9 protein-coding genes and 1 pseudogene are annotated in these 12,037 nt (G+C 71.7%); 5 read left to right on the plus strand and 5 right to left on the minus strand.

Features of this window, described 5'->3' with window-relative positions:
• Nucleotides 1-9 precede the first annotated feature (9 nt).
• Nucleotides 10-350: pseudogene (locus tag OU787_RS26280) on the plus strand (HNH endonuclease); the annotation flags it as partial.
• Nucleotides 351-380: 30 nt separating this feature from the next.
• Here OU787_RS26280 and OU787_RS26285 read toward each other — a convergent pair.
• Nucleotides 381-2,282, minus strand: a complete 1,902-nt coding sequence (locus OU787_RS26285; protein ID WP_268660788.1) for a DNA/RNA helicase domain-containing protein — start codon at nt 2,280-2,282, stop codon at nt 381-383.
• A gap of 519 nt (nt 2,283-2,801) precedes the next feature.
• Here OU787_RS26285 and OU787_RS26290 point away from each other — a divergent pair.
• Entirely contained in the window at nt 2,802-4,874 is a 2,073-nt protein-coding gene (locus OU787_RS26290) for a DUF2075 domain-containing protein (RefSeq protein WP_327059421.1), read from the plus strand.
• A gap of 56 nt (nt 4,875-4,930) precedes the next feature.
• On the opposite strand, the gene OU787_RS26295 is transcribed toward OU787_RS26290, so the two are convergent.
• On the minus strand, nt 4,931-5,059 hold the full coding sequence (locus tag OU787_RS26295; RefSeq protein WP_268660790.1) for a DUF6408 family protein: 129 nt from the start codon (nt 5,057-5,059) through the stop codon (nt 4,931-4,933).
• 211 nt (nt 5,060-5,270) lie between these two features.
• Nucleotides 5,271-5,666 carry a MerR family transcriptional regulator gene (locus OU787_RS26300; protein ID WP_268660791.1) on the minus strand — a complete coding sequence of 132 codons (396 nt, stop codon included), beginning with the start codon at nt 5,664-5,666 and terminating at the stop codon, nt 5,271-5,273.
• 65 nt (nt 5,667-5,731) lie between these two features.
• Here OU787_RS26300 and OU787_RS26305 point away from each other — a divergent pair, with 65 nt between their 5' ends.
• The 3 genes from OU787_RS26305 (at nt 5,732) to OU787_RS26315 (ending at nt 9,588) form a co-directional block, all read left to right on the plus strand.
• A complete protein-coding gene (locus OU787_RS26305; protein WP_268660792.1) occupies nt 5,732-6,949 on the plus strand; it encodes an MFS transporter in 1,218 nt (405 codons plus the stop codon).
• A 69-nt stretch (nt 6,950-7,018) separates the two neighbouring features.
• Nucleotides 7,019-8,380 carry an NtaA/DmoA family FMN-dependent monooxygenase gene (locus OU787_RS26310; RefSeq protein WP_268660793.1) on the plus strand — a complete coding sequence of 454 codons (1,362 nt, stop codon included), beginning with the start codon at nt 7,019-7,021 and terminating at the stop codon, nt 8,378-8,380.
• The gene (locus OU787_RS26315) at nt 8,377-9,588 is read left to right on the plus strand and encodes an LLM class flavin-dependent oxidoreductase (RefSeq protein WP_268660794.1); all 1,212 of its coding nucleotides are present in this window, start codon (nt 8,377-8,379) and stop codon (nt 9,586-9,588) included. Before OU787_RS26310 ends, OU787_RS26315 begins: the two co-directional genes overlap by 4 nt.
• Nucleotides 9,589-9,612: 24 nt before the next feature.
• Here the strand turns inward: OU787_RS26315 and OU787_RS26320 are convergent, their stop codons facing one another.
• Nucleotides 9,613-10,776: a serine hydrolase domain-containing protein gene (locus tag OU787_RS26320; RefSeq protein ID WP_268660795.1), complete on the minus strand. Its 1,164-nt coding sequence runs from the start codon at nt 10,774-10,776 to the stop codon at nt 9,613-9,615.
• 65 nt (nt 10,777-10,841) lie between these two features.
• Nucleotides 10,842-11,936 (minus strand): serine hydrolase domain-containing protein, encoded by a 1,095-nt coding sequence (locus OU787_RS26325; RefSeq protein ID WP_268660796.1) that lies wholly within the window; start codon nt 11,934-11,936, stop codon nt 10,842-10,844.
• Nucleotides 11,937-12,037: the final 101 nt, after the last annotated feature.

A 12,037-nucleotide genomic window follows, 5' to 3' on the forward strand; every position in this document is an offset into this window, starting at 1 on the left:
ACACCGAGGAGACGCGGGGCGAGCACCGTCGGCCTGGAGGCGGCGCACGTGCGGTGGTGGTCCTTCGACGGGCCGGACGAGGTCGACAACGGTCTGTGCCTGTGTTCCCTGCACCACAAGCTCTTCGACAAGGGCGTGCTGGGGTTGGGGGAGGGGCACCGGGTCCTGGTCTCCCGGCGCTTCGTCGGCCGCAGCGAGGCCGGCAGCACCTGCTCGCGCTGGCCGGGCGACCGGTCATCGGTCCGCAACCGGGGATCCTCCCGATCGCGGACCGGTACCGGAAGCGGCACACCGCCCAGGTCCTCCACGGTGCGCCCCGGGAATCCGAGAGTTCGCCGTTCACCGGCTGACTGCCTGCACCGGCCACGTACGGTCGGCGGTCAGCCGCGGCTGCTCCGCCCCGCCCCGATCCGTTCTGCCTGCTGCACGGTGACCAGTTCGCGCAGTTTGGCGCGGGTCTCCGGGTCCGTCGAGTACACGACCGTGCCGATCATGCCGCGGGTCAGCAGCACCTTGTAGGTGTTGCGGATCAGGCGGTCGATGTCGGCGTCGCTGGTGGACTTGCGGAAGACGGGGTCCTTGGAGGCCGTCCGGTCGGTGGTCCAGCGGTCGGTGCGCCAGACGAGGTCCGGCCCGAGGATGACGCCGCTCCAGTCGTACTCGAAGCCCTGGGCGGTGTAGACGCAGCCGACCTGGCCGAAGCCGGCCGGGTCGGTGGCCCACAGCGCGGCCGGGGGTGCGCCGGCGATCGAGCGGTCGCCGTAGACGTTCCACGGGCGGGCCCAGTCGCCGATCCGCACGTCGAGGGGGAGCGGGTCGCCCGGGGCGACCTTGGTGGTCCACTTCCAGCAGTACCCGGCCGACATCCGGGCGCCATAGCCCTCCGCGCGCCGGGCGTCGAGGAACGCCTCCAACTCCTGCGGGGTGTCAACGACTTCGAGGACGACCTTGCCGTCGGGCTCCCAGTCGACGGGGCCGCCGGGCTCCAGGCCCAGCAGGCGCACCACCCAGCGCAGGTAAGCGTCGCTGCCGCCGCAGCGGAACTGGCTGTCCAGCTCGACCACCTGGCACTCCAGGCCCTTCACCGCGGCAGCGGCCCTGATCTGCGCCACGGTGCCCATCTCGCCCGGCCGGACCACCTGGTGCTCGTCCAGCAGGAACACCGGCACCCGGGCGGCGTCGATCAGCTCCTCGATCTGCGGCTTGCCGGTGCGCTGGTCGGCCCGGGTGTAGCGGTTCGCCGACGTCTCCCGGATCCGGTGCGCCTCGTCGCAGATCAGCACGTCCAGCCCGTTGCGCTCGGCGGTCATGAAGCTGTTGAAGTACTTGAACAGCTCCTGGACTTGGCGCTTGCGTGCCCCGGCCACCCGGCGCATCGTGGTGGTGAACGAACTGGACCCGGTGGCGTGGAAGGCCGTCACGCCGCGCCGGTACAGATCGCCCAGCAGGGACAGCGCGATCACGCTCTTCCCGGTGCCCGGACCGCCCGTGATGACGACCACCTGCTTGTGGTCGGACTGCTGCGCCCGGCGCACCGCCCGAAGCACCAGCTCGTAGGCGACCCGCTGCTCGTCCAGCAGGACGAACTGCTCGCGCTCGCGGACCTCCTCGGCGGCCACCGCCATCAACTGCCTGGACGGGGCCACCTTGCCCGCGAGCAGCAGGTCCGCCGCCTGCGCGCCGGAGGCGGGCTTCAGCTTCGAGCGCAGGTACTCCACGAACTCCCCGCGGCGCTCGGCGGTGAACAGCCGACCGCGTTCGTCCTGCGGCACCTCGTACAGGCCCTGGACGCCGAACTCCGTCGCGTTGTGCAGGAAGGCCACCCCGGACACCCGCTCCGGGTGGTCGGCGAGCGCTCCGTTGAAGGAGATCAGGTAGTCGCAGTAGCCGCGAACCTGCTCGATCGGGTTCAGCACCGGCCGGGCGTACGCGTCGACGCGGCACAGCAGCGGCTCGCCGTCCTCCGGCAGCGCGCTGCCCCACTGCTTGAGCTCGACCACCACGTACGACGGCTCACCCGTGCCCGGGTGGACGCCGGCGAGCACGACGTCCGCGCGCTTGCTGTTCAGCGGGAGGGAGTACTCGAGGAGGACCTCCACCATGCCGAGCCCGGCGTCCAGGAGGGCATTGGTCAGCTCGGGGATGCTCATCTCCCAGGAGCGCACCTCGGACGGGCTGGGCTTGTGGCCGTGCTGGTGGACGAACTGGTCGATGAGGCGCACGAACAGTGATCCGGCCAGCCTCTCGGCGGCGACCGCGGACGCGGAGTCGCGGAACAGCAAGACATGCTCCCAGGCAGCACGAAGTGGCTCGTGCGGGTGGGGGCATGTCCCTGGAGGGAAGTCCGGCGGGCCGCGCTGATGACTGGGCCAAACCTATAACGGAGTGCCTGAGCCGGTGTCCGAACACTTGGGCTTCCAGCGGCGCGTGACGGATCCCGATGTCTTGTTCGGCCAGTGACCGGATCCTTTCCCGCGGGATGAGGTCCGGCACGTAGACGGGCAGCCGAGGACTCGAGCCGGGCGCGGACGAGCAGGCCCCGGAGGTCAGGGTTGAGCCTTTGGCGCCCAGGCGGCCTCTGAGCCGGACTCCGACCGCACCCGATCAAGTCCGATGGCCGGAGACGGGCCGCGGGCTACCGTCCGAACCGTCCTCGCCGTCGATGAGCATTGTGCACAGACGGCCGCTCCTGCATCTAGGATCTGCGGTACTGTTTGCGGCCCGACAGGCTTCCCGCTGAGGACATGCCCCCAACCCGCACGAATCATTCGTGGTCCGGTCCAGGGGGTCCCTTCGTGCCTATGCTCCTGCTGAACTTGTCGGCGCAGGATCTGCTCACTCTTGACTCGCGTCGCCGGATGGTGCCGCACCTCGCCGAACGGTGGCGGAAGTTCCGAGAGCACGAGGCTTCGGAAACGGAGCGGTCCGCGTGGGCGGAGAGCCTGATCTGCTTGGCGAAGGACCTGGTTGCCGCTGACCGGGGCAACGTGCAGATGGTCGTCGAGTGTGCCGTTACTGCTGACGAAGACCTCAAGGGGGGCAGCCCCAGACTCGTGGACGTTGTCCTGGTGGGCCGCCACCCGATCGAGGACCGGCCGTCCGTCCAGTTGGTGGAGCTGAAGCGCTGGTCGACGGTGACCAGGGTCGAGAGGGCCGTTGCGGACCTGATCTACGTGGAGGGCCTGGCGAAGCCCAAGAGGCACCCTGCGTTGCAACTGGGCGAGTACTACCATGCCTTCATCAGCGAGAAGGGACCCTTCCCCGTCGACATCGAGTGCGGCGGTTTCGCTTACCTGCACAACGCCACCGAGGACTCGGTGCGTCCGCTGATCGACGTGGACGCGCCGATGGGTGTCTGCGCCCAGGTGTACACCGGGGACCGGCGCCAACAGTTGCTGACCGACCTGCAGAACCACTTCGCCGCAGACGGCGGCGCCTCCCAGGCCGAACAATTGCTGCGGGGCATTGGCGTGCGCAACACGCCCCTGCTCGACGCGATGATGTGGTCCCGGGGGACGGACACGGTCTTCACCCTCCGTGGCCGGCAGAAGAAGGCGGCCGATCAGATCCTGGAAGCCGCCGCCAAGGTACTGCCGTCCCCGCAGCAGCCCGCGCTGGTTCCGGACGAGCGGCGGCTGGTCTTCCTGGTGACCGGCGGCGCAGGCACCGGCAAGAGCGCTATCGGCCTGCAGATCAAGGCTGAGCTGGAGGCCGCGGGCCGGACCGTCAACTACGCCAGCGGGAGCCGGGCCTTCAACGCCGCGATGCAGGAGCACGTCGGTGTCGGGGACCGGGAGTTCAAGGAGACCTTCACCTACTTCTCCAATTACGTCACGACTCCCGAACCGCTGATCGACGTGCTGATCTGCGACGAGGCGCACCGACTCCGTGACCGCTCCACGAACCAGTACTGGCCGCCGGAGAAACAGGGAACCCGGCCGCAGGTGGACGAACTCCTCGATGCGTCCCGCCTGACGGTCTTCTTCCTCGACGAAGGCCAAGTCGTCCGTCCCAACGAGGTCGGTACGGTCGATCTGATCCGGGAGGCGGCCGAGCGTCGCGGAGCCCAAGTGATGGAGTGCGGGCTCCGCGAACAGTTCCGGTGCGGTGGCAGTGACGCCTACGCCCGTTGGGTACGCGCTCTGCTCGGTGTGTCGGACGACGTGCCCGAGCAGTGGACGCCGGACGGGTTGATGCATGTCGAGGTGGTGGACACGCCGGAAGCGCTCGAGGAAATCATCCTCAGCGAGAAGAACGCCGGGGCGTCCGCACGGATGGTGGCCGGCTACTGCTGGCCATGGACCGAGCCCTTGGAGCCGGAGAAGCGGCTGGAACCAGACGTCAGGATCGGCGACTGGCACCGGCCGTGGAACGCGAAGAGCGACAGCTTCTGTGCGGACGGAGCCCCGCCCAGCAGCAGGTGGTCGGTGCACGAGAACGGCATCGGCCAGATCGGGTGCGTGTACACCGCGCAGGGCCTCGAATGGGACTGGTGCGGAGTGATCATGGGCGATGACATGGTGCGCCGAGACGGTCGATGGGTGTTTCGCCGGGGCAAGGAGACGGGGAAGTCGGCGGAGGGTGCGAAGCGGGTGCGCATTCCCGGGTCCTTCGACCCCAAGGTCAAGGCAGGAAGCGTCAGCGACGAGGAGTTCGCCCGGTTGATTCGGCACGCCTACCACGTGCTGATGACGCGGGCCAGCCGGGCAGCGGTGCTCTACTCCACGGACGAAGAGACCCGGGAGTACCTCAAGAACCTCGTCGGGGAGACCCAGATCCACGGGTTGCGGCCGACCCGGGAGAGTCTGCCGAAGCACCACGCCCGTCCGCAGAAGGGGCGGAAGAAACGCAAGGACGACCTTCGGCTGTTCTGACGGACAGCGCAGCGAGGTGGAAGTGGCGGGCTCGCCGGGCCCGCCACCTACCTGCGTCAGAAGAGCAGGTGCGCCACCGAAGTCAGCGCCGTCACCAGAACGTTGGAGACGACTCCGACAGCGATGTCGGTCAGGATCTCGCGGATCCTTTCGCGACGCGCGAGCTTGCACTTGACCGAGGTCATGTGGCCATCCCTAGGTAGTGAGATCGGAATGGCAGGGGGCACCCTACCGGGCAGCCACGCTCACGTCAGATGGTGATCTGACGGGCACAACCATTCGTCAATCGCAGCCTGTTGAGGACACATGGGACCTGAGCCTCGTACCCTCCGGGAAGGTGCGCAGCGGAATGATTCTACCGGTCTGTCCGAAGGTCGCTACCGTCTCGGGGGTGTGTCAGGTCTCGGCGGGGGTGGGTTCCGGGGTGGGGCGCTGGCCCTTGCTGACCTCGTCGAGGTATTCGGAGACCGAGTCCCGGTTGCGGATCAGGCAGTCGATGCGTTCGGTCATCCGGTCGCGTTCGCGGCGCAGGGTGTCGAGCATCTCGGGGGTGGCGTCGGGGAAGTGGATGGTTCGGGGCTTGTCGAGGCAGGGCAGGATCTGTTTGATGATCCTGATGGGCAGTCCGGCGTCGAGCAGGCCGCGGATCTGCAGGACGCGGTCGACGAAGCGCTCGTCGTACTCCCGGTAGCCGTTGGGCATCCGGGCGGAGACGATCAGCAGCTGCTCCTCGTAGTAGCGCAGCAGGCGGCGGGAGGTGTTGGTCCGCTCGGACAGCTCCCCGATGCGCATGTGACCCACCTCACGGGAGATCTGATTGACCCTCACATAGGTGTGAGGGTTCGAACATAGCCGCCATGAGCACCCAGTCGCCAGTGGGCACCACGACCGCACCCGACGACGGCGAGCAGGCGGAGGGCCGGGGACTCCCGGTCCTGGCGCTGCTGGCCCTGACCACCGCCGTCTTCGTCACCTCGCTGACCGAGACCCTCCCGGCGGGCGTGCTGCCCGCGATGAGCGCCGACCTGGGGGTCGGCGAGTCGGCGGCGGGGCAGTCGGTGACGATCTACGCGATCGCCACCGCGCTCACCGCGATCCCGCTGACCGCGGCCACCGCGGCCTGGCGCCGCAGGCGGCTGCTGCTGACGGCGATGGCCGCGTTCGCGGTCGCCAACACCGTCACCGCGCTGTCCTCCGCGTACCTGCTGACCATGGCGGGCCGGTTCGTCGCGGGCGTGGCGGCCGGTCTGGCCTGGGCGCTGCTGGCCGGGTACGCCCGCCGGATGGCGCCGGTGCCGTTGCAGGGCAAGGCGATCGCGCTCGTGATGACCGGCATCCCGGTCGCGCTGTCGCTCGGGGTGCCGACGGGCACCTTCGTGGGCCGGGTGTTCGACTGGCGGGTGGCGTTCCTGGCGATGTCGGCGCTGGCCGTGGTCGTCATCGGGTGGATCGTGGCGACCGTCCCGGACCACCCGGGCCGGCGGCCCGAGGGGCGCACCCGGATCCTCGGCGCGCTCTCGGTGCCCGGCGTGCCGCCGGTGCTGTTCGTGACGCTGCTCTTCGTGCTGGCCCACACCCTCCTGTACGCGTACGTCGCCACCTTCCTCGACCACCTGGGCATGGGGGACTCCACCGACCTGGTGCTGCTGGTCTTCGGCGCCACCTCGATGCTGGGCATCTGGATCGTCGGTGCCCGGATCCACCGCCGGCTGCGGGCCCTGACGATCGGCAGCGCACTGCTGGTCGCGGCCGCGGCGGCGGTGCTGGGGCTGCTGTCCGGCACCCACCCGCCGGTGTACGTCGCGGCGGCGCTCTGGGGCCTGGGCTGGGGCGGCGTGCCGACCCTGCTGCAGACCGCGGTGGGCGACGCGGGCGGTGCGCGGGCGGACGCCGCGCAGGCGATGCTGGTCACCCTGTGGAACGCGGCGATGGCGGCGGGCGGCGTCATCGGCGGCCTGCTGCTGGACGGGATCGGCGCCGGGTCCTTCCCGTGGGCGGTGCTGGTCCTGCTGGTCCCGGTGCTGGGCGTGGTGGTCTCCGCCAGGTCGCACGGCTTCCCGTCCCGGCGCGGGTGACCGGCCGTCAGGCGCCCCGGACCGAACACCCCGCCGAACCACCGCACCCCGTACAGGAGGCAGTTCAGCATGCCGGTGAAACCACTGAAGCAGATCCACCTCGCCGCCCAACTCCCCAGCGTCCAGCACACCGTGATCTGGTCGGACCCGGCCGCCGGGAGCCAGATCGCCTTCGACTCCTTCGCCCGTCTCGCGCGGACCGCCGAGCGCGGCAGGTTCGACTTCTTCTTCCTCTCCGAGGGCCTGCGGCTGCGCGAGCACAAGGGCCGGGTCCTGGACCTCGACGTCGCGGGCCGCCCCGAGGCGCTGACCGTGCTCAGCGCGCTGTCCGCCGTCACCACGCACCTCGGACTGGCCGCGACGGTCAACTCCACCTTCAACGAGCCGTACGACGTGGCCCGGCGGGTGGCCACCCTGGACCACCTGAGCGGGGGCCGGGCCGCCTGGAACGTGGTGACCAGCCACGACGCGTTCACCGGCGAGAACTTCCGGCGCGGCAGCTTCCTGGACGAGGCCGACCGCTACACCAGGGCCGCCGAATTCCTGCACACCGCCCGGGAGTTGTGGGACAGCTGGCGGCCGGGCGACTTCCGGGCGGACGCCGCCGCGGGCGAGTTCGTCCGACCGGGGGCGGGCCGGTTCGCCCACCGGGGGCGGCACTTCGACATATCCGGCCGGTTCAGCACCCCGGCGGGCCCGCAGGGCCACCCGGTGATCATCCAGGCGGGCGACTCGCCCGAGGGCCGCGAGTTCGCGGCCGCCGACGCCGACGTGATCTTCAGCCGGCACGCCGACCTGGCGGGCGGCCGGGCCGCCTACCGGGACGTCAAGGCCCGGCTGGCCGAGTACGGCCGCGACCCCGAAGACCTGAAGATCATCCCGTCGGTGAGCTACGTGCTGGGCGACACCCCGGCGGAGGCCGCCGAGCGCGCCGAGGAGGTCGCCCGCGCGCAGGTGGGCCCGCAGACCGCACTGATGCTGCTGGAGGCGGCCTGGGGCCGCGACCTGTCCGGCTACGACCCGGACGGCCCGCTGCCGGACGTCGACCCGGTGCCGGAGGGCGTCGTCACCAAGGGCCACACCCTGTACCGCAGCCGGGGCCGCGAGGAGACCGTCCGGCACTGGCGCAGGACCGCCGAGGAGCGCGGGCTGAGCATCCGGGAACTGGTCACCGAGGTCACCGCCCGGCCCACCTTCGTCGGCACCCCGCGCCAGGTCGCCGACGCGATGAACGCGTTCGTGCAGAGCGACGCCGCCGACGGCTTCGTCTTCTCCCCGCACACGGTGCCCGGCGGGCTGGACGAACTGGTCGACCGGGTGGTGCCGCTGCTCCAGGAGATGGGCGTCCACCGCGCCGACTACACCGGCCCCACCCTGCGCGACCACCTCGGGCTGAAGCCCGCCCGCCGCCACTTCGAGGAGACCCCGTGACCCACCTGCACCTGGCCGTCGCCCTGGACGGCACCGGCTGGCACCCCGCCGCCTGGCGCGAACCGGACGCCCGGCCCGCCGAGATCCTCACCGCCCGCTACTGGGCCGACCTGGTCCTGGAGGCCGAACGCGGCCTGCTCGACTTCGTCACCGTCGAGGACGCCCTCGGCCTGCAGACCTCGGCCTTCCACCGGCCCGACGACCGCACCGACCACGTCCGGGGCCGGCTGGACGCCGTCCTGCTGACGGCCGCGCTCGCCCCGCTGACCTCGCGCATCGGACTCGTCCCGACCACCAACGTCACCCACACCGAGCCGTTCCACCTCGCCATCGGCATCGCCTCGCTCGACCACGCCAGCCTGGGCCGGGCCGGCTGGCGCCCGCAGATCACCTCCCGGGCCGCCGACGCCGCGCACTTCGGGCGGCGCACCACCCCGCAGCTGACCGACGAGGACGTCACCGACTCGGAGCTGATCGCCGCCCGGCTGCGCGAACTCTTCGACGAGGCCCACGAGGTGGTCGAGGCCGTCCGCCGGCTCTGGGACAGCTGGGAGGACGACGCGGTGATCCGCGACACCGCCACCGGGCGCTACCTCGACGCCGCCAAGGTGCACCACGTCGACTTCGCGGGCGAGCACTTCTCCGTCCGCGGCCCCTCCATCACCCCGCGCCCGCCGCAGGGCCAGCCGGTGGTGGCCGTCCTCGCGCACGCCAGTACTCCGTACGAACTGGCCGCGGCCGGGGCGGACGTCGTCCTCGTCACCCCGCAGTCCCGCGCGGACGCCGTGGCCAGGCTCGGCGCGTTCGACCGGGCCCGGCAGCGCTTCGAGCGGCCCGCCGCGGAGCCGATCCGGGCCTTCGCCGACCTGGTGGTCTTCCTGGACGGCGAGCCGGGCCGGGCCGCCGAGCGAAAGCAGCGCCTGGACGGAGTGGACGGCGCCGTCCTCGGCTCGGACGCCCTGGTCTTCACCGGCACCCCCGCCGAACTCGCCGACCTGCTGCTGGACTGGCGGGAGACCGGACTGGACGGCTTCCGGCTGCGGCCGGGCACCCTGCCGCACGACCTCACGGCGATCACCCGCGGCCTGGTGCCCGAACTCCAGCGCCGCGGCGCCTTCCGCACCGCCTACGAGGCGGACACGCTGCGCGGACTGCTCGGCCTGCCCCGTCCGGCCGGCCGCTACGCCCCGGTCGGCGCCGAGGAGTGACGGGCGCCGGGAGGGGCGGCGTGGTCACCGGCAGAGGGCGGTGTCGACCGCGTCGGTCAGGTGTCCGGTGGTGGGTCCGTCCGGGACGGTGGTGACGGTGATGGTGGCGGCGCGGCCGTCCTCGGTGGCGCCGCCGCGGGTTCGGTAGCCGGGGGAGGTGCCGCCGTGGCCCCAGACGAGGCCGCCGCAGGTCAGGGGGCGGCTCTGCAGGCCGAGGCCGTAGCGGACGCCGGGGCCGAGGAGTTCGGCGGGCACGGTGGTGCGCATCTGGGCGAGTTGGGCGGCGGGCAGCAGGCGGCCCGCCAGGAGGGCGCTGTAGAAGGTGTTGAGGTCGGTGTTGGTGGACACGATCGCGCCGGTGGACCAGGCCATCGAGGCGTCCATCCCGGTGTAGTCGATCAGCGGTGCGCCCGGGCCGGTGTTCAGGTAGCCGTGCGGGTGCGCTTCGCGCAGGGCGGTCTCCCCGGTGGCGGGGAAGTAGGTGTGGCGCAGGCCGATCCGGTCGATGACGCGCTTGGTGACCTCCTCGCCGAAGGGGCGGCCGGTGACCTTCTGGACCAGCAGGCCGGCCACCAGGTAGTTGGTGTTGCTGTACATCCAGCCGGTGCCGGGGGCGAACAGCGCTTTCTGGGCCAGGGCGCCGTCGAGCAGTTCGCGCGGTTCGAAGTAGCGGTACTGGATGGGGACGAAGTCGTCCAGCGGGGGGACGTCCATGTAGTCGGGCAGGCCGCTGGTGTGCTGGAGCAGTTGGCGGACCGTGATGGTGCGGCCGTCGATGCCGTCGCCGCGCAGCAGGCCGGGCAGGTAGGTGTCGACGCTCGCGTCGAGGCCGACCTTGCCCTCGGCGACCAGTTGCAGGACGACGACGGCGGTGAACGCCTTGGTGTTGCTGCCGGCCCGGATCTGCCCGTCGACCGGGACCTTCGCCCCGGTGGCCAGGTCGCCGACTCCGGCGGTGTAGGTGCGGTCGCGGCCGTCGCGGCCCTTGACGGTGGCGAGCGCGGCGGGCACCCCGTCCGCCCGGACCAGGGCGTCGAGGCGCTGCTGCACGGCGTCCGGGCGCGGTGCGGCGGTGGCCGCGGTGGGGGCGAAGGCGGTCAGGGCGAGTCCGGCGGCGGCGGTGGCCGCCGTGGCGTGCCGCAGCAGGCGCAGGCGGCGGGTGGTGCGGTGCGGGGCGGGTGCGTTCATCGGGGCTCCACGGCTGGGAAGGGGCGAGTGCGGGGCGGCCGGTGCCGGCCGCCCCGGTGGGACGGTCAGCGGCAGAGCGCCTCGTCCACGGCCTGGTCCGCGTGCTTGCCGATGTTCTCGTCGCCGGGGAACGCGGTCACCGCGATGCTCGCGGTGCGGCCGTCGTCGGTGGTGCCGCCGAAGGTCTCGTAGCCGGGGATCGCCCCGCCGTGGCCCCAGGCGACTCCGCCGCAGCTCAGCGGGCGGCTGATCAGGCCGAGGCCGTAGCGGATGCCGGGGCCGAGGAGTTCGGCGGGGACGGTGGTGCGCATCTGGGCGAGCTGGGCGGCGGGCAGCAGGCGGCCGTCGAGCAGCGCGCCGTAGAACCGGGTGAGGTCGGTGGTGGTGGAGACCATCGCGCCGGCCGCCCAGCCCCAGGACGGGTCCAGTTCCGTGTAGTCGCGCAGCGACCCGTCCGCGGCGCGCAGGTAGCCCTGGGGGTGAGCCTCGTGGATCGTCATGTCCCCGGGAGCGGGGAAGTAGGTGTGGCGCAGGCCGGCCCGGTCGATGACGCGCTTGGTGATCTCCTCGCCGAGCGGGCGTCCGGTCACCTTCTGGACGATCAGGCCCGCCAGCAGGTAGTTGGTGTTGTTGTACTCCCACTGGGTGCCGGGCGCGAAGTGGGCCTTCTGGGCGAGCGCGGCGTCGAGCAGTTCGCGCGGTTCGAAGTACCGCTTGGGGTCGGCGAGCACGCGTCCGGTGTCCATGTACTCGGGCAGACCGCTGGTGTGCTGGAGCAGTTGACGGACCGTGATGGTGCGGCCGTCGATGCCGTCGCCGTGCACCAGGCCGGGCAGGTAGGTGTCGAGGTTGGAGTCGAGGCCGACCTTGCCCTCGGCGACCAGTTGCAGGACGACGACGGCGGTGAACGTCTTGGTGTTGCTGCCGATCCGCACCTGCCCGTCGGCCGGGACCTTGGCCCCGGTGGCCGCGTCGCCGACTCCGGCGGTGTAGGTGCGGGCGCGGCCGTCGCGGCCCTTGACGGTGGCGAGCGCGGCGGGCACCCCGTCCGCCCGGACCAGGGCGTCGAGGCGCTGCTGCACGGCGTCCGGCCGGGGTGCGGCGGTGGCCGCGGTCGGGGCCAGGACGCCGGCCAGCACGGCGGCGGCCACGGCGGTCACGGTCGCCGCGGCCCCGCGCCGGCGGAGGCGGTTCGGACGCCGGTCCGGACGCGGGTTCGGACGGTGGTGCTGCGGTGCGTGGTCGTGCACGGGAAGGACCC

The sequence above is a fragment of the Kitasatospora sp. YST-16 genome (genome assembly GCF_026802215.1).
Lineage (GTDB): Bacteria > Actinomycetota > Actinomycetes > Streptomycetales > Streptomycetaceae > Kitasatospora > Kitasatospora cineracea.